The following is a 22,890-nucleotide window of genomic DNA, read 5'->3' as shown; positions in this document are numbered from 1 at the left end:
TCAGGCCAGCTTCAGCTCGGCCAGCGCGCGCTGGTGGTCGCTGCGGTGCTTGAGGACGACGCCGAGGGTGGCCCGCACCGTGGTGTCGTCGAGATCGTGCAGGCCGAGGGCGAGCAGCGTCCGGCCCCAGTCGATGGATTCGGCGACCGAGGGCAGTTTCTTGAGCTGCATACCGCGCAGCACGTGCACGATCCGCACCAGCTGCGCCGAGACGGCCGCCGACAGCTCGGGCACCCGGCTCGCCAGGATGCGGCGTTCCAGTTCCTCGTCGGGGAAATCCAGGTGCAGGTACAGGCAGCGGCGCTTGAGCGCTTCGGACAACTCGCGGGTCGCGTTGGAGGTGAGCACGACGAACGGTTTACGGCTCGCGACGATGGTGCCCAGCTCGGGGACGGTGACCGCGAAATCGCTGAGCACCTCCAGCAGCAGACCCTCGATCTCGACGTCGGCCTTGTCGGTCTCGTCGATGAGCAGCACGGTGGGATCGTCACGGCGGATCGCGGTCAGCAGCGGCCGCGAGAGCAGGAACTCCTCGGTGAACACATCGGCTTTGGTCTCCTCCCAGTCGTTCTCGCTGGAAGCCTGGATGCGCAGAATCTGCTTGGCGTGGTTCCACTCGTAGAGCGCGCGCGCCTCGTCGACACCCTCGTAGCACTGCAACCGCACCAGTTCCGCGTTCGCGGTCTGGGCCACCGCGCGCGCCAGTTCCGTCTTGCCGACCCCGGCCGGTCCCTCGATCAGCAGCGGTTTACCGAGCCGGTCGGCGAGGAACACCGAGGTGGCGGTGCCCTTGTCTGCCAGGTAGCCGGTGCTCGCCAGCCGCTCGATCACATCGTCGACCGAGCTGAAGATCGGCTCCTGGGTCACGCTCTCCTGCGAAGCCACGTGCTGTCCTTCCGTTCAAAGCAAGCGGGAGGACCGACCTCCCGGTTTTCGGAGGCCGGAAACACCCGGAACCTCCGCCTCATCCGGCGGTCGCCGGATGGATCCGCTCATACCGGCCGGATCTGGCCGTCGCCCCACACGATCCACTTGGTCGAGGTCAGTTCCGGTAGCGCCATGGGGCCGCGGGCGTGCAGCTTCTGGGTCGAGATGCCGATCTCGGCGCCGAAGCCGAACTGCTCACCGTCGGTGAAGGCGGTGGAGGCGTTCACCATGACCGCGGCCGCGTCGACCCGGTTGGTGAACTCGCGCGCCGCGGCGAGTTCGCCGGTCACGATGGCCTCGGTATGCCCGGTCCCCCACCTGTTGATGTGCTCGACGGCGGCGTCGAGATCAGCGACGACCCGCAGCGCGATATCGAGCGAGAGGTATTCCTCGCCCCAGTCCGCGTCGTCGGCGGGCACCAGTCCCGGCAGGTCACCGTGCACGGTGACGCCGTACCGTTCCAGCGCCTCGATCAGACGCGGCACCGCGACGGTGGCGATGGCGTCGTCGATCAGCACCGTCTCGGCGGCGTTGCAGACGCTGGGCCTGCGGGTCTTGGCGTTGATCAGGATCTGCTCGGCCATCTCGAGATCGGCCGCGGAGTGCACGTAGACGTGGCAGTTGCCGGTGCCGGTCTCGATGGTCGGCACCTGCGCGTCGCGCACGACGGCGTTGATCAGGCCCGCACCGCCTCGCGGGATGACTACGTCGACCAGGCCGCGGGCCTGGATCAGGTGCGTGACGCTGGAGCGATCGGCGCTCGGCAGCAGTTGCACCGCGTCGGCGGGGATGCCCTGCGCGGTCAGCGCCGCGCGCAGCACCTCGACCAGCGCGGCATTGGAATGCGCGGCCGAGGAGGAGCCGCGAAGCAGGGCCGCGTTCCCGGATTTGAGGGCGAGACCGAAGGCGTCGACCGTGACGTTCGGTCTGGCCTCGTAGACCATGCCGATCACCCCGAGCGGCACCCTGACCTGTTTGATCTCGAGTCCGTTCGGCAGCGTCGAACCGCGCACCACGGTCCCGATCGGATCGGGCAGCGAGGCGACCTGACGCAGACCGGAGGCGATGCCGTCGACGCGGGCGCTGGTGAGGCGGAGCCGGTCCAGCAGTGACTCTTCGGTGCCCGCGGCCTGGGCAACGACGATATCCTCGGCGTTGGCGGCCAGGACGGTATCGGCCTCGGCCAGCAGGGCGTCGGCTGCCGCGTGCAGCGCGTCGTTCTTCTGCGCGGTGGTGAGCTGGGCGAGCACCCTGGACGCGACGCGAGCCTTTCGCGCGGCATCGTGCACTACCTCGCGGGTATCGAGCTCGGTCGTCGTTCCTGCCGTCATGGGTTACAGCCTACTGTTGCGGCCCGTCATCGATTCCACCGCTGCACCATCGACCGGGGTCCGGTCCGGTTCGTGTTCGGCGCCACCGGACCGCCGTCCGCGACTAGCGTCGGCGTTCATGACCACCGCAGACCGCGTGCCCGCGATTGCCGTGCTCGGCAGTATCAATATGGATCTGGTGACCACGACCGGCCGCGTGCCGGAGCCGGGCGAGACCGTCCTCGGGACCGGATTCGCCATGGTGCCGGGCGGTAAGGGCGCCAACCAGGCCATCGCGGCGCGACGGGCCGGTGCGACGGTGGAATTCCTCGGCGCGGTGGGCGAGGACGTCTTCGCCGCCGAACTTCGCTCGACGCTGACCGATTCCGGTGTCGGTGTCGAGCGACTGCGGACCGTGCCGGGTCCGAGCGGGGTCGCCGCCATCGTGGTCGACGCGGACGGAGAGAACAGCATCATCGTGGTCGGCGGGGCGAACGCGGAGTTGACCACACTCGACGCCGACGACCTCGCGGCGATCGCGAACGCCGATATCCTGCTGTGCCAGTTGGAGATTCCGATATCGACCGTCGCCGCGGCGGCCGCGCACGCGCAGGCGCACCAGACCACCGTCGTGCTCAATCCGTCGCCGGTGGCCGAACTGCCCGCCGAACTGTGGGCCCATATCGATGTGGCCGTGGTCAATTCGGGTGAGGCCGCGCGTCTGGCGCCCGTATTGGGTTCGGTGCCGCATGTCGTCGTCACCCGCGGCGCGGACGGCGCCGAATACCGAGGACCCGACGGCGGCTCGCATTCGAGCGCGAGTCCGGTGGTCGATGTGGTCGATACCACGGGGGCGGGGGACAGTTTCACCGGCGCGCTCGCCGCCGCGTGGCATCGCGGACCGCGCGCGGCACTCGCCTTCGCGTGCGCGGCGGGTGCGCTGGCGACCACGCGACTCGGTGCCAGCGTCTCCATTCCCACCGCGGCCGCGATCGACGCCGCACTCGCCGGTCGACACCGATCGGGCGCGCGATAACCCTTTCGCGAATGCGGCACGCGGTGTCGAAATCGACGATATCCGCGATACTTCCGCGGAAGCGGCCGCACGAATCGGCCCGCGGTGGTTGAATCACACCGAATGTGTGCTCTCGGGTAGCTATATCCAGTGAAGGGAGTTCAGCGTGATTCCCACTGTCGCGGAGCAGGTGCAGTTTCGCGTCGATCGTTTCCAATACGGCCGGGTGGTCGGAGAATGGGGTGGTCGCCACATCGCACACGGCCGTCAGCCGGGGCCGGACGACATCCTGCTGAACAGAGCCGATTATCTCGCCATCGCCGACGACGTCCGAATCGCCGAGGCGATCCGCGAATCCACCGCGGCGCCACCGCGCGCGGACGCGCAACAGGCGCTGGAGGTGTCATTAGCTGAACATATGCGAGCACCCGCCGGTGTGCTGTGCCAATCAGGCTGGGAAGCGAATATCGGCCTGTTGCAGACAATCGCGACGCCGCGCACGCCGGTCTATATCGACAGCCTCGCGCATATGTCGCTGTGGCACGGCGCGAAAGCCGCAGGGGCGCCGCTGCATCCGTTCCGTCACAACTTCCCCGGCCATCTGCGCGAGGAGATCCGCACCTACGGACCCGGCATCATCGCGGTGGACGCGATGTACAGCACCACCGGCAGTCGCAGTCCGCTGGCCCAGCTGTGCGACGTCGCCGAGCAGACCGGAAGCCTGCTGGTCGTGGACGAATCCCGCACCCTCGGCACCGACGGGCCACTCGGCGCGGGCGCGGTGGTGGCGCTCGGTCTCGCCGAACGGGTGCCGTTCCGCACCGCGAGCCTGGCGGCCGCCTTCGCGGGCCGCGCCGGATTCGTCTGCGTGAACGGCCTGGACTTCGTCGACTATTTCAAGATGGAGTCCTATCCCGCGGTGTTCTCGGCCGGGCTGCTTCCGCACGAGATCGCCGGTCTGGCCGCGGCGCTGGAGGTGGTGCGCACCGACGACTGGCGTCGTGAGCGATTGCGCCAGATCTCCACGCGCGTACGTGACGCGTTGCACGCCTTCGGATTCGATGTCGGCGGTGTCGGTTCGCATATCGTCGCGCTGCCAGGCGGCCCGGATCTGCGCGCCATCGCGATTCGCGACTTCCTCGAGGAGCGTGGCGTATTCGGCGCGGTTCTCTGCCCGCCCGTCACCCCGCGCAATCGCACGCTGATCCGCTTGGCCATGCACGCCGATCTCACCGACGCCCAGGTCGACCGGATCATCCAGGTGTGCGGCGAGGCGCGCGACACCTTCGGCCCGCTGCCCGCCGCGCCCAAACACGCGCGGGTGACCGGACCGGTCCCGGTGCAGGTCACCGAAGCGACCCGCTGAGTGTTCGGATCGCTCGACTATCCGTGCCGCGCTGCGGAAATACCCGCCGACGCCGTCGGGGCCCCTTATCGTTGACGATCATGCCCACCATGCCGGAGCGCATACCCGCGGACGGTGATCCGACCGCGTCCGTCGAGAAGATCGATGCCGAAATGGTCGCCGTGTCCTTTGTCGACAACGCGGGCATCACCCGGGTCAAATCGGTGCCGATCGGGCGACTCGCCCGCGCCGCCCGATTCGGGATCGGGGTGTCTCCGTGCTTCGAGACCTTCGCCTTCGACGATCTGATGACGGTGGGCAGCTACCTCGGCGGTCCCGACGGCGATCTGCGCCTGATCCCGGATGTGGGAGCGCTCACCGAGATCGCCTGTCAACCGGGCTGGGCATGGGCGCCCGCCGAGAAATACACCCAGGACGGTACTCGTTTCGCCGCCTGTCAGCGCGGATTCGCGGCGCGTCAGGTCGAGGCGGCGCGGGCGGCGGGGCTGCGGCTGTCGATGGCGTTCGAGACCGAATGGGCGCTCGGCATGGCCGACGAGGCCGGTTTCGTCCCCGCGTTCGACGGCCCCGCCTACGGGATGGTCCGGCTCGGCCGGGTCGGCGAGTACGCGCGCACGCTGGTCGCGACGGTCGAGCGGCAGGGTATGTCGGTCGAGCAGTTCCATCCGGAATACGCTCTGGCGCAAGTCGAATTATCGATCGCGCCGAACGATCCGGTCGCCGCGGCCGACGACGCGGTACTGCTGCGCCACACCATCCGGCAGGTGAGCGCGGATTTCGGGTGGCGGGCGACATTGGCTCCCTCGATCGACCCCGACGGCGCGGGTTCCGGTGCGCACCTGCATTTCTCACTGCACTCCGAGGACGGCCCGTTGTTCGCGGGCGGGCCCGGCCCCTACGGTATGCACCCGACCGGCACTGCCTTCCTGGCCGGGGTTCTGCGGGAGTTGCCCGCCCTCGTCGCGATCGGCGCGGGCAATCCGGCGAGTTTCCTGCGGCTGCGTCCCTCGCGCTGGGCGGGGATCTGGCACTGCTGGGGTCGTGAGGCGCGCGAGGCGGCATTGCGTTTCGTCACCGGTGTGCGCGGCACCGAGGAATGGGCGGCCAACGCCGAGGTCAAATGTTTCGACGCGACCGGCAATCCGTATCTGATCGTCGGCTCGGTGATCGCGGCCGGACTCGCGGGCGTCGCCGAGGAATTGACACTGCCCGGCGAGGTCACCGGCGATCCCGCGACGTTCGGGCCCGAGAGCGAGGTCAGCCGGCTGCCCGTCGACTCGGCCGAGGCGGCGGGCAGACTCGCGGATTCGACGGTGCTCGCCGCCGCGATGGGGCCGGAACTGCACGACGCGTTGCTCACCGTGCGACGCGCGGAGGCCGAACGCTATCGCGGCGCCACCCCGCGTGAACTCGTCGAGTTGACCCGCTGGCGGTTCTGACATGATCACCGACACGATCGCGCTCACCGACCACCACTGCCACGGTGTCGTCGACGCCGACCTGGACCGTCCGCGTTTCGAGCGTCTGCTCGGCGAGGGCCCGCGCGGCACCTTCGATTCGGCGTTGGGCCTCGCGGTGCGCCGATTCTGCGCGCCGGTGCTCGATCTGCCCGCCCACGCCGAGCCCGACGAATATTTGAACCGCCGCGCCGAACTCGGCTGGCGCGAGGTGACGACACGGCTGCTGCGTGGCGCGGGGGTCACCCGATGGCTCGTGGACACCGGATGCTGCCCCGAACCCGACGGCGACCCGGGAGCGTCGTCGTTCACGGTGCCGGTGCATCCGGGCGCGCGGCACCGTATCGGGGTCGACAGCCCCGCCATCGATCCCGGGTCGCCGTTCGTCGCGCGCCGCGACGCCCAGCTGGCACGATTCCGTGAACTGTCCGGTGGCGCCGTCGACGAAGTGGTGCGGCTCGAGCAGGTCGCGGAATACGTCATCGCGCAGCGGCGACATTCGCCCACGCTGTTCGCCGAGGTCGAGAACGCGTTGCGTGAGCGCGCCGCGCACGCGGTCGCCTTCAAGACCGTCGCCGCCTATCGCTGCGGACTCGATTTCCCGCTGGTCGATTCGCCACCGGCCGCCCTCACCCCCGAACACCGCATCGCCGATCCTCATCTGATCGGATGGCTGATCGGCCTCGGGGTACGGCTCGGCGCGGAATTGGGGCTGCCGCTGCAATTCCACACCGGTTTCGGTGATCGCGATCTGCGACTCGACCACGCCGATCCGCTGCTGCTCACCGATTTCCTGCGCGCCACCTCCGAGGGCGGACCGACCGTCGTGCTGCTGCACTGCTGGCCGTTCCATCGTCAGGCGAGTTATCTCGCGCATGTCTTCGACCATGTCCGCATCGATCTGGGGCTGACGATTCCGTATATCGGCGCACGCGCGGGATCGGTGCTGGCCGAAACTCTCGAACTCGTGCCGTTCCGGTCCCTGTGCTATTCCTCGGACGGTTTCGGTCTGCCCGAACTGCACTATCTCGGCGCGATGTTGTGGCGGCGCGGAATCGGTCGGCTGGTCGACGAATGGATCGCCGACGACGCGATCACCGTCGCCGATGCCGAGACTCTCGTCTCGGCCGTCGCCTCGGAGAACGCGCGACGGATATATCCGTCCGCGGGCGGCACCGCGAATCGGCCCTGAATTCGTCTCGAAGATCCTTTTCCCGCAATACCGTTCACCACGGTCGGCATCCGGTCGCACCGGAAATTCGGATGCTTTTCCGGCGTCGGCTCTCTACCGTGGAAATCGTTGTTGAACGAGAGGACCGAGACGATGTTTCCCGTCGAGCTGCCCGGTGCACGGGCGCAGACGCTGATGTGGGCCCAGGAGCACGAGATCGATCAGGCCGCGCTGCGGCAACTGCGAAATATCGCGCAACTGCGCTGGGTCCACGGCGTGCGCGTGATGCCGGACGTGCACCTCGGCAAGGGAGCCACCGTCGGGTCTGTCATCGCCATGCGGGACGCGGTCTGCCCGGCGGCGGTCGGCGTCGATATCGGGTGCGGGATGGAGAGCGTGAAAACCGATCTCACCGCCGCCGATCTGCCCGACGATCTTGGTTCGCTGCGCAGCCGCATCGAGGCCGCGGTGCCGGTCGGTTTCCAGTCGCACCGCGATCCGGTCGACGTCACCAAGGCGGGCGCTCGATTCGCCGCGTCGCACGGCGAGCTCGCCCGCGGCAACAACGCCTGGCGGCGTTTCTGGGACGCGTTCGACACGCTCGATCCGGGGGTGAGCGCGCTGGAGAGCAGGGCGCGCAAGCAGCTGGGCTCACTCGGTGGCGGCAACCATTTCATCGAGGTGTGCCTGGACGAGACCGACGCGGTGTGGATCCTGTTGCACTCCGGGAGCCGCAATATCGGCAAGGAACTCGCCGAGCGGCATATGGCGGTGGCACGCGCACTCCCGCACAACACCGACCTGCCCGATCGCGACCTGGCGGTCTTCGTGTCCGGAACCCCGGAAATGGACGCCTACCGCCGCGATCTGACCTGGGCGCAGGAGTACGCGGCGCGCAACCGCGCGGTGATGCTCGCCCTGGTCTGCGGCGCGGTCAGCGACGAATTCAGCGGGCGGACAGTGCGTTTCGACGATCCCATCTCCTGCCACCACAACTATGTGGCAGAGGAGGAGATCGACGGCGTGCCGATGCTGGTGACGCGCAAGGGTGCGGTCAGGGCGGGCGCGGGCGATCTCGCGTTGATCCCGGGCTCCATGGGAACCCGCTCCTACGTCGTGCGCGGTAAGGGGAATCCGGCTTCCTACCGGTCCGCGTCGCACGGTGCGGGCCGCCGGATGAGCCGCAACGCCGCCAAGCGCCAGTACACCGTCGCGGACCTGATCGCCCAGACCGAGGGGGTCGAGTCGCGCAAGGACGCGGGCGTGGTCGATGAGATCCCGGCCGCGTACAAGGATATCGACGCCGTGATCGAGGCACAGCGCGATCTGGTCGACGTCGTCGCCACCCTGCGCCAGGTGGTCTGCGTCAAGGGCTGACCGCCATCGGCCCCCGCCGCGCGACGCCTGGTCGCGCGGCGGGGGTCCATCCGCCTGATCGTCGTCGTGGAAGCCGGGTCCTTCCTCTCGTACGGCCATCGGTCACACGGCCGCCGCATGGTCGTCGGAACCGGTCGGGTGCGGACACCGGCCGTTCGAGGCGAACCACGCCGCCCGGTACCCGTGTCGGTGGGGTGGGGCACGATGGAGGCCATGACTTCGGCGAGCGAGACCACCGTGATCGACACCGCCGCGCCCGACCTGCGGGAACGGGCGGAAGAACTGCTGCGCGAACTGGCCGGGCCGGACGCTCGGCTGCGTGAGGACCAGTGGACCGCGATCGAGGCGCTGGTGGTGCAGCGGCGGCGGGCACTGGTCGTGCAGCGGACCGGGTGGGGTAAATCGGCTGTGTACTTCATCGCGGCCAAGTTGCTGCGCGGTGCGGGTCGCGGACCGACGGTGATCGTCTCCCCGCTGCTGGCATTGATGCGCAACCAGGTGGCGGCGGCCGAACGGGCCGGGGTCGTCGCGGCGACGATCAATTCGGGCAATGTCACCGAATGGGACGATATTCACGCGCGGGTCGCGAGCGGCGAGATCGACGTACTGCTGGTCAGCCCGGAACGGCTCAACAACCCCGATTTCCGGGATCAGGTGCTGCCGAGGCTGGCCGCCGACGCCGGACTGGTCGTCATCGACGAGGCGCACTGTGTGTCGGACTGGGGCCACGATTTCCGTCCCGACTACCGCAGGATCCGCACCCTCATCGCCGACCTCGGCTCGGATGTGCCGGTGCTGGCAACCACCGCGACCGCCAACGACCGGGTCGTCACCGATGTCGCCACCCAGATCGGCGCCGAATTCGATCCGGCCTACGCCGGGTCCACCGGGCCGAGCGACCGGACGCTGGTCCTGCGCGGCACGCTCGACCGGGAATCACTGCACCTGTCGGTGGTCCGTTTCGGCGACGCGGTGGAGCGCACCGCCTGGCTCGCTGGTCACCTGCACACTCTCGACGGTTCCGGAATCGTCTACACCCTCACCGTCGCCGCAGCGCACGATCTGGCCGACGTGCTGAACGAGCACGGTCACACCGTCGCCGCCTACACGGGGCAGACCGATCCGGCCGAACGGGAGGCGCTGGAATCGGCCCTGCTGAACAACGAGGTCAAAGCGCTCATCGCGACCTCGGCGCTCGGCATGGGCTTCGACAAACCCGACCTGGGATTCGTGGTGCACGTCGGTGCGCCGTCCTCGCCGATCGCCTACTACCAGCAGGTGGGGCGCGCCGGACGCGGTACCGACCGGGCCGAGGTGGTGCTGCTGCCCGGCCCCGAGGACGCGCGGATCTGGAGTTATTTCGCCTCGGTCGCCTTCCCGCGCGAGCACATCGTGCGCTCGGTGCTCGACGCCCTCGAATTCGATCGCCCGCTGTCGACCGCCGCGCTGGAACCGCTGGTCGAATTGAACCGCTCCCGCCTGGAGATGGTGCTCAAGGTGCTCGACGTGGACGGCGCGGTGCGCCGGGTGCGCGGCGGCTGGATCTCGACCGGGCAGCAGTGGACCTACGACGCCGACCGCTACGAACGCCTGGCCGCCGCCCGCGAGGTCGAGCAGCAGGCGATGATCGATTATCAGGCCACCACCGGCTGCCGGATGAATTTCCTGCGCCGCCAACTCGACGATCCCGGGCTGCCCGCCCTCGACGCCGAGACGCCCGGCTGTGGCCGTTGCGACAACTGCACCGGCACCCACCCCGACGCCACGGTCGACGCCGCCTCGCTCGCCTCGACCCGGGCCCGGCTGGATCGTCCCGGCCTCGACCTCGCGCCGCGCAAGCAGTGGCCGACCGGTCTCGGCAAACTCGGTATCCCGCTGTCGGGCAAGATCACCGGTGGCGCCGACACCGGCCGCGCACTGGGCAGACTCACCGATCTCGGCTGGGGCCAGCGGCTGCGCGCCCTGCTCGACGCACCGGACGACCCGATACCCGATTCCGTCTTCGACGCCTGCGTCACGGTGCTGCGCGAATGGAAGTGGGCCGCCCGACCCATCGCGGTCATGGCCCTGGAGTCCTCCACCCATCCGGTGCTCACCGCGACGCTGGCCGCGCGCCTGGCCGAGGTCGGCCGCCTGCGTGACCTCGGCACCCTCCCGACCCGTCCCGGCCGCCCGCCGGTGTCGGCCGCCAATTCCGCCCACCGCGTCGCCGCGCTGCACGACTCGTGGGAGGTCCCCGACCTGTCCTCGATCGAGGGACCGATCCTGCTGGTCGACGCCCTCACCGACACCGGCTGGACCCTGACCCTCGCCGCGCACGCCCTGCGTGCCGCGGGCGCCGACGGCGTCCTCCCCTTCGCCCTCGCCACCGTGACATAGCCCCAGCGGCACAGCCCCCAGTGACACAGCCCCCAGTGACACAGCCCGCGGCGATATCCGGTTCGGCGGGGCCGGAACGACTATCGTCGGTCGGGTGGCAGGCAAGTCGGCGACGCCCGCGATCGAGCTGGATATCGGCGATCGGACGGTGCGGATCTCGAATCCGGATCGGGTGTATTTCCCCGAGAGCGGGGCGACCAAACTCGACCTGGTGCAGTACTACCTGAGCGTGGGTGACGGGATCGTCAACGCGCTGCGGGAGCGCCCGTGCATGCTGCACCGGTTCCCCAAGGGCCTGGCCGGCGCCAAGGTGCATCAGAAGCGGCTGCCCGCCGGTGCGCCGGAGTGGGTTCCGACCGTGCGCGTGTACTTTCCGCGCTACGGCAGGCACGCCGACGAACTGTGCGTCGGCGGACTGGCCGAGGTGATCTGGGCCGTGCAGATGTCGACGGTGGAGTTCCATCCCTGGAATTCACGGCGTGCCGACACCGAGCGGCCCGACGAGTGGCGTATCGACCTCGACCCGATGCCGGACTGTCCGTGGTCGCGGGTGCAACGGGTGGCCGGGGTCGTCCACGAGGTGCTCGACGATCTCGGCGCGGTCGGCTGGCCGAAGACCTCCGGCGGTAGAGGTCTGCACATCTACGTCCGGATCGCGCCGGAGTGGGGTTTCGCCGAAGTGCGAAGGGCCGCTCTGGCTTTCGCGCACGAGGTGGAGCGGCGCGCACCCGATGACGTCACCACGACCTGGTGGCGCAAGGATCGCGATCCGAAACTGCTGTTCGTCGACTACAACCAGAACGCGCGTGATCACACCATCGCCGCCGCCTATTCGGTGCGCGGCGTCCCCGAGGCGACGGTCTCGACCCCGGTGAACTGGGACGAGATCCCGAATATCGATCCGCGTGATTTCACGATGAAAACCGTTCCGGCGCGCTACGCGGAACTGGGTGATCCGCACGCGGGCATGGACGACGCGGTATTCGCGATCGACGCACTGCTGGCCTGGGCCGATCGTGATCGGCTCGAGGATCCGCCCGACGATCAGGGGTGATCGATCACCGGTTCGAGTGCCCCTCGCACGGCGGCGACGAACCCCGCGGACCAGCGACGCGACCGCGTTCGCACGCCGGGTTGGTGCTAGATTTTCGATGGCGGGCATCGGCCCGTCCAGGCCGGCCCGGGGGTGCGCTGACCGGCCGCGATCGGTGTTCCGCGAGGAGGTCCGCAGTATGAGCGAGCCAGTTGTCCCGGTGGCGATCGGCCCCGACCGACCCGCGCCGACCCTGGTGGAGAAGGCCGTGGTCGAGGGGGGTGCCGTCGTCTCCGATCTCGACGAGGCCAGGGGGCTGATCTGGGTGGGCAAACCGGCCGATTTCCCGCCGCTGCCCGAATCGGTCGAATGGGTGCAACTTCCGGCGGCCGGGGTCGAGGACTGGTTCACCGCCGGCGTCTTCGACCGCTACCCGAAGGTTCGATTCACCTCCGCCGCAGGCGCTTTCGCGGCGAGTGTGGCGGAGCACGCGTTGATGCTGCTGCTCGCCGGAGTGCGGTATCTGCCCGAGCATCTGCGGGCGGACAGCTGGCGGCAACAGGATTTCTTCCCGCATGTCGGATCGCTGCGCGGCAAGACCGTCACCATCGTCGGGGCGGGCGGTATCGGCCGCGCGCTCATCCCCATGCTGACACCGTTGGGCGCGCACGTGATCGCGGTGACCCGTTCCGGCCATCCGATCACCGGTCCCGATATCCCCGACTCCGTCGAGACGGTCTCCACGGATCAGCTCGGCAAGGTCTGGTCCCGCACCGATCACGTCGTGGTCGCCGCACCGGCCACACCCGAGACCAGGCATCTGATCGACGCCGACGCGCTGTCACGGCTCAAGCCGTCGTCCTGGGTGATCAATATCGCGCGCGGTCCGCTGATCGACACCGACGCGCTGGTGGCCGCGCTGTCCTCGGGCATCATCGGCGGCGCGGGTCTGGACGTCACCGACCCCGAACCGCTTCCCGACGGTCATCCGCTCTGGGCATTGCCGAATGTGATCATCACGCCCCATGATTCGAATCCGCCGCAGTTGCGTCTCGCCGCTTTCGCCGACCACGTCGCCGCGAATGTGAGCCGTTTCGTCGCGGGTCGGGAATTGCTGGCTCCGATCGATCCGAGGCGCGGCTACTAAACCTCTTTTCAATGTGCCATTGACAACTGGCACATTCATCGCTGATTCTTGAAGCATGACAAGGTCAACGAGGACCTCGGTCCCCGCCATCCCCGCGGCGCCCTCGCTGCGCGCCGTCGTCGCGGCCAGGGCGGCCGAGTACGGGCTGCGGCCGCTGAACTGCGCGATTCCGCTCAACACCCCCGGCATCTGGTTCGCCCGCACCCTGATCGCCACGATCATGGCCGCCGCGGGCCCGACCCTGCCGGGAACCACGGTCACCCGGGTCAGAACCGGAGCGGTGCGCGGCGAATGGGTGCGTGCGCCGGGCGTACCGTTCGGCACGAAAGTCGTCTACTACATCCACGGCAGCGGTTACGTGCTGTGCTCGGCCCGCACCCACCGCGGACTCGCCGCGCGGCTGTCGAAACGGATGGGCCTTCCGGTATTCCTCACCGACTACCGACTCGCGCCGGAACATCCCTTCCCCGCCGCCGCCGATGACGTCGAAGCGGGCTACCGATGGCTGCTCGACCGCGGCACCGACGCGAAAGATATTGTCATCGCCTGCGATTCGGCGGGCGGACATCTCGCGCTCGACCTGCTCATCGAGAACGGACGCCGTCGCGGCCCACAGCCCGCCGCCGTCACGATGTTCTCGCCGCTGCTCGATCTCACCCTCGGACTCGCGGCGGAACAGGAACGGCGGCAACGAGATCCGGTCATCTCCGCGACCGCGGCGGCGCGGCTGCCCCGTCGGTACACCGGGGGCCTGGCCGACGACGCGCCCCGGCTGCGGCTGACCATCCCCGACGGGATCGAACTGCCGCCGATCCTGGTCCAGGCGGGTGGCGCGGAAATGCTCAGCGCCGACGCCCGGGCGCTGCACGCAATGGTCCGCGCCGCGGGCGGGGTGTGCGAACTCGAGATCTGGCCCGGTCAGGTGCACGTCTTCCAGGCGCTGCCCCTGCTGACCCCGGAGGCGGACCAGGCCCTGGCCCGCGCCGCCGACTTCCTGCGCGCCGCCCTCGTCGCGCCGACCGTCTCGGAAAAGGTGAGCTGACGTGTTCGGAGTGGAGAAATTCCTGCCGCCAGGACTGCTGCCGTTCGGTATCGGCTCGGCACGGCGCAGCCATCGGGCCCGCGCCGTGGTGACCGGTGCGGGCAGTGGGATCGGACGCGCCTTCGCCCGGGAGATCGCGGCCCGCGGCGGCCAGGTGATCTGCGCGGATATCGATGAGGCGCGCGCCGACGCCACCGTCGCGCTCATCGAACGCGAGCATCCCGGCCGCGCCCACGCCCTGCGCTGCGATGTGGCACGCCGCGAGGACGTGCGGGGACTCGCGAATTTCGCCGAAGCCGTCTTCGACGGTCCGGTCACCCTCGTCGTCAACAACGCGGGTGTCGGCATCGGCGGAAAACCGGTGGGCGAGATCGGCTTCGCGGACTGGGAGTGGGCGCTCGGCATCAACCTGTGGGGTGTGGTGCACGGTTGCGAGGTCTTCGCACCGGTGCTGCGGGCCGCGGGAAAGGGCGGAATCATCAATGTCGCCTCGGCCGCGGGGTTCGCCGCCGCACCGTCGATGGCCGTCTACAACACCTCCAAGGCGGCGGTGATGTCGCTGTCGGAGACCATGGCCGCCGAACTCTCCGGAACCGGCGTCGCGGTGACGGTGCTGTGCCCGACCTTCGTCAAGACCAACGTCACCCGCGACGGCCGGATCACCGACGGATCCCAGCGACTGGCGGACGCGCTGATGCGCTGGACCGGTTTCACCCCGGAATACGTCGCGAGAACCACCCTCGACGCCAACGACCACGGCAGGCTCTACGTCCTGCCCCAACTGGACGCACACGTGGTGTGGCGACTCAAGCGCTACTTCCCCGCCCAGTACACCTACGCCCTCGGACTCCTCGAACGGTTACTGCCGCACGACGATTCCACCGAACACGACCGCGCGACGGTCACCGAGCAGACAGGAGCCCGACATGGCCATCGCGATGGACTTCGATGACATGCTGCGCAAGATCAAGGACCGGCAGTGGGCACTGGCCGATATCGAGTGGGACGCCCCCGGCGTCGAGACCATCTCGCCGGAGCTGCACGCCAAACTCAAGCCGTTCATGGCCGATCTCATGTGGATCGAGAATGTCGGCGCACGCGGATTCGCCGCCATGGCCAGGAAGGCCCCGACCGAGACCCTCCGCGAGATCTACCGCTATTTCCACGCCGAGGAGCAGAAACACGCCAATGCCGAACTGGCGCTGATGCGCCGGTGGGGCATGCTCGACGGTGACGAGATCCCGCAGCCGAACGTGAACGTCAAACTGGTCATCGACTTCCTCGACAGGTACTCCGACGACATGTCGCTGTCGTTCCTGGGCACGGTGATTCCGATGCTCGAGGTGACCCTGGACGGCGCGCTGGTCAAATTCATCATGGACGAGATCGAGGATCCGGTCTGCCAGGAGGTGTTCAAACGCATCAACGCCGACGAATCCCGGCATCTGGCTGTCGATTTCGCGGTGATGGATGTGCTCGGGCACGCGCAGATGCGCAAACTGCTTGTCGACCTCGTCGGCGGCTGGGTCAAGCCGACGTTCCTGATCGGTGTGCTCAGCTACGTACCGCTGCTGAACAAGATGCGCGACAACATCGTGGCGATGGGCGTCGACGAGGAGAAGCTCTACACCGCGCTCAAGCGTTACGGCAATTTCGGCGAGCGCAGCGAATTCGCCCGCAGGCTGCCCATGTATCAGATCGTGAAGATGCACGGCAGCTGGGTCATCGATCGCGACCACCCGTACCACCTGCTGGCCGACGCGCTGGTCAAGATCACCGCGCGGGTGCCGAAAGCGCTGCTGCGCAAGGACCCGACGTGGTCCAAGGAACTCACCTACGAGCCCGCGGCATGACGCGCCGCACACGGAAGGAGAGCACCGTGGCGAGCGCGGCGGTAGTTCCCGAAGCGGAAACACTCGATGTCGCCGTCATCGGCGGCGGATTCGCGGGGATCGGCACCGCGATCCGGTTGAAACAGCGCGGCATCGAGAATTTCGCGATCTTCGAACGCGGCACCGCGATCGGCGGCACCTGGCGCGACAACACCTATCCCGGAGCGGCCTGCGATATCCCCTCGCGGCTGTACTCCTACAGTTTCGCGCCGAATCCCGACTGGTCGCACACCTATTCGGGCAGCGAGGAGATCCTCGGCTATATCGAGTCGATGGCCGCGGAATTCGGGCTGCACCGTCATTTCCGGTTCGCGCACAATGTCACCGGGATCGTGTTCGACGAATCGGCCGGGCTGTGGGAGGTGAGCGTCGAAGGTGGCGTCGACCCGGTGCGGGCGCGGACCGTGGTCCTCGCGTCGGGGCCGCTCGCCAACGCGAGTCTGCCGCCGATCCGTGGGATCGAGACGTTCACCGGGCACATGATCCACAGCGCCCGCTGGGATCACGACTACGACTTCACCGGCAAACGCGTCGCGGTCGTCGGCACCGGCGCCAGTGCGGTGCAGATCATCCCGGAACTGGTGAAGAAGGCCGCGTCGGTCACGGTGTTCCAGCGGACGCCGGGGTGGGTGCTGCCTCGGGTCAACCGGCGGACCACTCCGCTCGCCAAACAGCTGTACCGGCATGTGCCGGGGGCCGAGACCCTGTCCAGGCAGCTGTGGTTCTACGGGCACGAATCGGTGGCGCTGGGCGTGGTGTGGAACACGCCGCTGACCCGGGTCGTCGAAATGGTCGGCAAGGCGCAATTGCGCAGGCAGGTGAAGGACCCGTGGCTGCGGCGTCAGCTCACCCCGGATTTCCGGGCGGGCTGTAAACGTCTGCTGATGACCGACGACTACTACCCCGCGCTGCAACGCGACAACTGCACACTGATCACCTGGCCCATCGCCCGCATCAGCGAACAGGGCATCCGCACCGCCGAGGGCATCGAACACCGGGCCGACTGCCTGGTCTTCGCCACCGGATTCGACGTGTCCAAGACCGGGACGCCGATTCCGGTGGTCGGGCGCGACGGGCGGGTACTGGCCGATGAATGGTCCGGTGGCGCCTACGCGTACAAGAGCGTCGCGGTCTCGGGCTACCCGAATCTGTATTTCACCTTCGGCCCGAATTCGGGCCCGGGCCACAATTCGGCGCTGGTGTACATGGAAGCCCAGATCGACTATCTGGTCGGCGCGATCGGCACCGTCCTCGATCGGAATCTCCGCCTGCTCGACGTGCGCCGCGAGCGTCAGGACCGCTACAACGCCGCGATCCAGCGCAGGCTCACCGGCACCACCTGGAATTCGGGCTGTCGCAGTTGGTATCTCACCGAGGACGGTTTCAACGCGACCATGTACCCGGGTTTCGCGACCCAGTACGTCGGCCAGTTGCGCGCGCTGAACCTGGACGACTACCACGTGGTGCCGTCCGAGACGAGTCCACGGCGACCGATCGCCGCGGTTTCCTGAGTCGCCGTCGTTTCGTGAACGACCACGATTCGCCGTATGCCGGAGGCCCGCGGCCGGGACGATAGACTCGGTCCTTCGAGGATCGAGTCACCCGGCCGCGGGACCGGAGCCGGACAGGTGCGAGGAGGTGAATGCGCCGGTGGAGTACCGGATCGACGATCTGGCTCGTGCCGCGGGTACCACCACGCGCAACGTGCGCGCCTACCAGGAGCGCGGGTTGTTGCCGCCCCCGGTGGGCAAGGACGGTCGCGCGAGCATCTACGGCGATGTCCATCTCGAACGGCTGCGCCTGATCGATGCCCTGTTGCAGCGCGGCTTCACCACCGCGCATATCGGCGACTTCATCACCAGCTGGGAGACCGGCAAGGATCTCAGCGAAATCCTCGGCCTCCAGCACGCCGTCACCGCGCCGTGGGCGCCGGAGGAGACCTTCGAGGTCTCCCGCGAACTGATCGGCACCATCCTCGGCACCGATTCCGACGAACTGGTCCAGCGTCTGTGCGAGATGAAACTGGTTCGGATCGACGGCGACACGGTCACCTTCACCGACACCCAACTGCTGGCCTCGTTCGCCGAACTGCACGAATACGGCCTGGAACTGCGCACCCTCATCGAGATCTACGCCAAGGTAGCCGACCGTATCGACGACATCACCGGCATCCTGATCACGGCCGCCAAGGAACACATCGTCGACGAGCACGGTCCCGGCTGGCTCCCCGAGACCAGCACCGAGATCGCCGACACCACGACGATGCTGGAGAAGATGCGCGAACTCGCCGTCGCCTCGGTCCACAGCACCCTGGCCCGATCACTCGACGTCACGTTGCGCCGCGAACTCGGCGACTACCTCGCCACCGCGGCCGAACGCGAACGCGCCAGGGCGAACGATTCGGTCCGCCCGGGCGAATAATCCGACGGCACAACGACTCCATTTCGTCTTGGAACGGAACTACAGCTACGTCGCGGCCCCGAGGCCCGCACCGGCTCCCTCGGCCGATTGTCGGATGACCTCTTGTGCCAACGCCCGGTACTGTTCGGCGCCTCGGGATGTGGGGGCCCACGCGGTGATGGGCTCGCCTGCGATGCTGGCGTCGGGGAAGCGAACGGTCCGCGAGATCATCGTGTCGTAGACCCGGTCACCGAAGACCTCGGCGATACGCGCCAGCACCTGACGTGTGTGCAGCAGGCGCGGATCGTACATCGTGATCACGATGCCGAGCAGGCTCAGTTGCGGGTTCAGCCGGTCGCGAACCTTGCCCATGGTGTCCGTGAGCAACGCGAGTCCGCGAAGCGCGAAGAACTCGCACTCCGTCGGGATGATCACACCGTCCGCGCAGGCAAGCGCGTTCACGGTGAGCAAACTCAATGCGGGCTGGCAATCGATGAGGATGTAGTCGTAGCGTTCCCGAAGCGGCCCGAGCACCCGCCCCAGCGTCTGCTCCCGCGCAACCTCGTTGACCAGCTGAATCTCCGCGGCGGATAGATCGATATTGCTCGGTAGTAGATCCACATTGTCGACGCAAGTCTTCATCAACACCTCGTCCACCAGTGTCGTCGGCCCGACGAGCAGGTCGTACACGGTCGAAGTCAAAGCATGGTGAACCACACCGAGACTGGCGGACAGCGCGCCTTGCGGATCCAGATCGACCAGCAATACCCGCCAGCCCTGTTCCGCCAGCGCGGCACCGAGATTGACGGTAGAGGTGGTCTTACCCACGCCGCCTTTCTGATTACACAGAGCAATGATCTGCGCTGCACCGGTTGGCAACTCGGCCATCTCCAAAGGTTTGTCCGCACTGACTACTGTCACGATCTGCCGACTCTCCTGTTCGTCTGTTCCACCGCCGCTGCGACTGCAAGGCAAAACACCAAACTACGGGGGAGATTGCTGAAAAGTCGCCAGAACAATCGAGTGTCGGCCGGAAAGATTGCCGACCAACGACGAATCCGTGGTGACCGCCAACCACTATGCCGCTTCCCGCGGATCATCTCCACGGCGAGGTCCAGTCGACCCCCGCCCGACAGTGAACTCCTCGAACTGTCCCCGCCACTACTCAACGGCTACGCCATCGAGCGCGGCCCCCGCCAATTCAGTTGTGTCCCACACGAACACAACCTGATCACGCTGTGGTCGCTCGCTCCACTTCCAGCGGCCCGACCAGCAGAATCATCCACCACGAAGTACGGCTGGAATATCAGCGTCAACGATGTCGCCGCCGCGATCCCGAACCGGCGCACGTGTTTGTTGCCCGCCACTCCGAGGCAGACTCCCGACAGGGCTACGAACACGACGATCCAGCTCGCCCGATAACAAGTGCTCGTTTCCGGCTCAGGATTCGAGCACACCGAAATGATCACTGTCGCGCCGATATTGTTTCCGATCAGCCGGAACACCTGGTTCGAGCCGATCGAGTCTCGATTCTCGCTTGAACTGTGAACAATCCATCGGTAAGCGGATCGGGCGGCTCGGTATCGTCACGTGGCGGACCGTGTATTGATTCTCCTGAATTCCGACAGTGCCGACGACTGCGGATCCGACGTGAATCCCGCAAGACCGGCGATGCCGACGTCAGCCGCCGCGCACCCCGGGCAGAACTGCTCGCCACCACATCCACTCGCCCGCGGGCCGACCGACCGAGCAGACAGCGACAACCGGACACGCGACGACAGCGCCCGTGGCCCCCGTAGGACAAAACCGGGACGGGCCGTCGTGTTCGTGCTTCGAACTGTCGATCAGCGGAGCACTCTCGACCCGGACTCGATCGTCGCCCGCCACCCGGCAGACGACGATCGAGTCCGGTGACAAGCTAGGCCGCCGACCTCCCTATTCCCGGATGGCCCAGCAACTCTGCCTGCAATGCCACGTGTTCGGCACACAGGTATCGGTATCCCGGCCGGATGAATGCCGGGTCCAATCGCTGCTTGAAGGTCAGATTCTCCTGTCGCCAGCAATCGCCGCACACCAACGTGTTCATGGGGCACCTCATTCCGCTCGCATGGCGCGATATCTCTACTTTCCCAATCTTCTGCTCCCCCATCCCGATAGCGGCCCAACCGTTATGTACTTCGTCGTGTGGTCGCGAGCCTGCCGGGGACCGGATCGGGGTGGGCGCGGCTCGCCGTCTCGGGTAAAAGCCCTGACCACAGGCCCGGGCGACGTACGCTGCCTGGTGACCGCTGTCTCCGTAGGACGGATGGAGTCACCATGATCCGAATCGGACAACCACCCATGCCGCTCGTGCGCGCCGTCGATTTCGTTCGCCACACGTTGACGGTTCTGCATCGCAAACTCGTGCCGGGCCCGATCGCGCTCATGGAGGTGATCGCGGCGGGCTGGCTCACCCAGGCCCTCTACGCGGCCGCGAATCTGGGGATCGCCGACGCGCTGGCCGAGGGACCGCGCACCGGCAGGCAATTGGCGCGCGCGGTGGGCGCGCAGGAGGACGCGCTGCACCGGCTGATGCGGTTGCTGATCAGCCACGGCATCTTCACCAGGGATGCGCGCGGCCGCTACGCGCTGACCGCGCTGGCCCGTCCACTGTGCGCCGACAGCGAGGTCTCGCTGCGGGACGCGGTGCTGTTCTTCGGTTCCGAGTTGCATCGCAGGCACTGGACCCACATCACCGAAGCGGTGCGCACCGGTGAAGCGGTCGGCGCGAAGATCGATGGCAAACCGTTCTTCGAATACGTCGCCGACGACCGCGAGACCGGCGAGATCTTCGATCGTGCGATGACCAGCATCAGCACCCTGACCATGGGACCGTTGCTCGCCTCCTACGATTTCGGCCGCTTCGGCACCGTGGTCGACGTCGGCGGCGGCGAGGGCCTGCTGCTCGGTGAGATCCTGCGTGGCGCACCGCGATCGCGCGGCATCCTGTTCGATCTGCCCGAGGTGGTCGCGAAGGCCCCCGCCACGCTCGCGGAATTGGGTGTGGCCGATCGGTGCGTCGTCGAGAGCGGCTCGTTCTTCGACCGGGTGCCCCCGGGCGGAGACGCCTACCTGCTCAAACACATCGTGCACGACTGGGACGAGGAGCAGATCGGCCAGATCCTGCGGGTACTGCGCACGGCCATGACCCGGGATTCCCGGCTGCTGCTCGTCGAACTCGTCCTGCCCGAGAACACCAGGCCGCACCCCGGCAAATACATCGACCTCGAGATGCTCATCAACACCGGCGGCCGCGAACGCACCGAATCCGAATACCGGGATCTGCTCGCCCAGGCGGGTTTCACACTCGAGCGCTGCGTCCCGACGATCTCCCCCGACAACATCCTCGAGGCCCGCCTGACCTAGTTTCCCGTCAGGAGGAGGGCCTGGGCGATCAGGGTGAGGTAGAGGGTGAGGATGAACAGGACGGCGGGGACGACGGGGTAGTCCGGGTCGTCCGAGCGGAGGAATTTCGCCGCGGCGACGGCGGGAATCAGTAGGAGCGCGGCGGGGATCCAGGCGAGCGCGGCTTCGGCCGGGGCGTGGTCCCAGGGGCGCACCAACGCGAGGTCGGTGGCCACCGCGACGACGGCGAACAGTACGGACGCGACGGTACTGCCCCGTGCGCCGAGAGGGTTGGAGTAGAGGAGTTCGCCGGGTCGCTCGGTGCGGGCGGTCTTGCGGGCGAATTCGAATTGCAGGAACGCGCCCGCGAAGATCACGGCGACGGCGGCGGATCGCCAGTGGGCCGCGACCTCGCCGGTGTCGATGGCCGACAGCACGATGTAGGCGGTGACGAGTAGTTGGACCGGGTAGGTGACGACGAGGTTCAGCAGGATATTCGTGCGCACCGGGTCCGAAAGGCGTTCCAGTGCCCACAGGAGCAGCCCGTAGGCCAGTACCGCGGCGATCATGAGCGCGGACAGCGCCGACAGCGCCGCACCGGCGGCGACGGATACGACGGCGATCACGGCCATCCCCGCCCGCAGTTCACCGGCGCTGACGGCCCCGGTGACCAACGGCCGGTCCGGATTGTGGACGCGGTCGTATTCGAGATCCTTCTGCTCGTCGACCATGCGCAGGTAGAGCAGGACGACGGCGACGATCGCGATACGCAGCACCGTCGCGCCGGTGGGATGCCAGGACCGCTCGGGTCGCGACACCAGCGCCGCGGTGCCTTCCAGCGCCAGCACCCACAGGATGCCGTACAGCAGGTAGTGCGGCTTGTACATCACCTTCGTGAACCGGGCCAGGCGCAGCACTGATTCCCAGGGTCCACGGGACGGGGCTGTTCCGGTCGCGGACGGTGTCACAGGGTCCATGTGTCCCAGCTGG

19 protein-coding genes are annotated in these 22,890 nt (G+C 67.8%); 14 read left to right on the top strand and 5 right to left on the bottom strand.

Going from position 1 to position 22,890, the window contains the following annotated elements:
* Positions 1-885: an AAA family ATPase gene (locus tag JZ792_RS24410; RefSeq protein ID WP_232839544.1), complete on the bottom strand. Its 885-nt coding sequence runs from the start codon at positions 883-885 to the stop codon at positions 1-3.
* Positions 886-992: 107 nt separating this feature from the next.
* Positions 993-2,258: a glutamate-5-semialdehyde dehydrogenase gene (locus JZ792_RS24405; protein WP_216913746.1), complete on the bottom strand. Its 1,266-nt coding sequence runs from the start codon at positions 2,256-2,258 to the stop codon at positions 993-995.
* A gap of 118 nt (positions 2,259-2,376) precedes the next feature.
* Between JZ792_RS24405 and JZ792_RS24400 the strand changes: the two genes are divergently transcribed.
* From JZ792_RS24400 to JZ792_RS24340, 13 genes are all read left to right on the top strand, one after another.
* Positions 2,377-3,273 (top strand): ribokinase, encoded by an 897-nt coding sequence (locus tag JZ792_RS24400; protein ID WP_216913744.1) that lies wholly within the window; start codon positions 2,377-2,379, stop codon positions 3,271-3,273.
* A 145-nt stretch (positions 3,274-3,418) separates the two neighbouring features.
* Positions 3,419-4,618 (top strand): alpha-hydroxyketone-type quorum-sensing autoinducer synthase, encoded by a 1,200-nt coding sequence (cqsA, locus tag JZ792_RS24395; protein ID WP_216913742.1) that lies wholly within the window; start codon positions 3,419-3,421, stop codon positions 4,616-4,618.
* Between the two features lie 80 nt (positions 4,619-4,698).
* Positions 4,699-6,057, top strand: coding sequence for a type I glutamate--ammonia ligase (locus JZ792_RS24390; RefSeq protein WP_216913741.1), 1,359 nt, complete (start codon positions 4,699-4,701; stop codon positions 6,055-6,057).
* A 1-nt stretch (position 6,058) separates the two neighbouring features.
* Positions 6,059-7,267, top strand: coding sequence for an amidohydrolase family protein (locus JZ792_RS24385; RefSeq protein WP_216913739.1), 1,209 nt, complete (start codon positions 6,059-6,061; stop codon positions 7,265-7,267).
* A gap of 132 nt (positions 7,268-7,399) precedes the next feature.
* Positions 7,400-8,623: an RtcB family protein gene (locus tag JZ792_RS24380; protein WP_109523982.1), complete on the top strand. Its 1,224-nt coding sequence runs from the start codon at positions 7,400-7,402 to the stop codon at positions 8,621-8,623.
* 213 nt (positions 8,624-8,836) lie between these two features.
* Positions 8,837-11,002 (top strand): RecQ family ATP-dependent DNA helicase, encoded by a 2,166-nt coding sequence (locus JZ792_RS24375; RefSeq protein ID WP_216913737.1) that lies wholly within the window; start codon positions 8,837-8,839, stop codon positions 11,000-11,002.
* A 94-nt stretch (positions 11,003-11,096) separates the two neighbouring features.
* A complete protein-coding gene (gene ligD / locus JZ792_RS24370; RefSeq protein ID WP_216913735.1) occupies positions 11,097-12,056 on the top strand; it encodes a non-homologous end-joining DNA ligase in 960 nt (319 codons plus the stop codon).
* Positions 12,057-12,234: 178 nt separating this feature from the next.
* Positions 12,235-13,182, top strand: a complete 948-nt coding sequence (locus JZ792_RS24365) for a D-isomer specific 2-hydroxyacid dehydrogenase family protein (protein ID WP_216913733.1) — start codon at positions 12,235-12,237, stop codon at positions 13,180-13,182.
* 55 nt (positions 13,183-13,237) lie between these two features.
* On the top strand, positions 13,238-14,224 hold the full coding sequence (locus JZ792_RS24360; RefSeq protein ID WP_216913731.1) for an alpha/beta hydrolase: 987 nt from the start codon (positions 13,238-13,240) through the stop codon (positions 14,222-14,224).
* 10 nt (positions 14,225-14,234) lie between these two features.
* On the top strand, positions 14,235-15,176 hold the full coding sequence (locus JZ792_RS24355) for an SDR family NAD(P)-dependent oxidoreductase (protein WP_438804372.1): 942 nt from the start codon (positions 14,235-14,237) through the stop codon (positions 15,174-15,176).
* The gene (locus JZ792_RS24350) at positions 15,157-16,077 is read left to right on the top strand and encodes a ferritin-like domain-containing protein (RefSeq protein WP_216913792.1); all 921 of its coding nucleotides are present in this window, start codon (positions 15,157-15,159) and stop codon (positions 16,075-16,077) included. Before JZ792_RS24355 ends, JZ792_RS24350 begins: the two co-directional genes overlap by 20 nt.
* A gap of 26 nt (positions 16,078-16,103) precedes the next feature.
* Entirely contained in the window at positions 16,104-17,627 is a 1,524-nt protein-coding gene (locus JZ792_RS24345) for a flavin-containing monooxygenase (RefSeq protein ID WP_308165431.1), read from the top strand.
* A gap of 127 nt (positions 17,628-17,754) precedes the next feature.
* On the top strand, positions 17,755-18,537 hold the full coding sequence (locus JZ792_RS24340) for a MerR family transcriptional regulator (RefSeq protein ID WP_232839546.1): 783 nt from the start codon (positions 17,755-17,757) through the stop codon (positions 18,535-18,537).
* 45 nt (positions 18,538-18,582) lie between these two features.
* On the opposite strand, the gene JZ792_RS24335 is transcribed toward JZ792_RS24340, so the two are convergent.
* Both JZ792_RS24335 and JZ792_RS24330 read right to left on the bottom strand, forming a co-directional pair.
* Positions 18,583-19,440 (bottom strand): ParA family protein, encoded by an 858-nt coding sequence (locus JZ792_RS24335; protein ID WP_438804371.1) that lies wholly within the window; start codon positions 19,438-19,440, stop codon positions 18,583-18,585.
* 994 nt (positions 19,441-20,434) lie between these two features.
* Positions 20,435-20,602, bottom strand: coding sequence for a hypothetical protein (locus JZ792_RS24330; protein WP_157978344.1), 168 nt, complete (start codon positions 20,600-20,602; stop codon positions 20,435-20,437).
* 230 nt (positions 20,603-20,832) lie between these two features.
* On the opposite strand from JZ792_RS24330, the gene JZ792_RS24325 reads away from it, so the two are divergent.
* The gene (locus JZ792_RS24325) at positions 20,833-21,921 is read left to right on the top strand and encodes a methyltransferase (protein WP_216913727.1); all 1,089 of its coding nucleotides are present in this window, start codon (positions 20,833-20,835) and stop codon (positions 21,919-21,921) included.
* Here JZ792_RS24325 and JZ792_RS24320 read toward each other — a convergent pair.
* Positions 21,918-22,787 carry a UbiA prenyltransferase family protein gene (locus JZ792_RS24320; protein WP_254190279.1) on the bottom strand — a complete coding sequence of 290 codons (870 nt, stop codon included), beginning with the start codon at positions 22,785-22,787 and terminating at the stop codon, positions 21,918-21,920. The two genes, JZ792_RS24325 and JZ792_RS24320, sit on opposite strands and share 4 nt — an antisense overlap.
* Between the last annotated feature and the right edge of the window lie 103 nt (positions 22,788-22,890).

This window comes from Nocardia noduli, from assembly GCF_019038455.1.
Lineage (GTDB): Bacteria > Actinomycetota > Actinomycetes > Mycobacteriales > Mycobacteriaceae > Nocardia > Nocardia noduli.
Note: the sequence above shows the minus strand (reverse complement) of the source record. Positions and strands in the feature narration are given on the sequence as shown.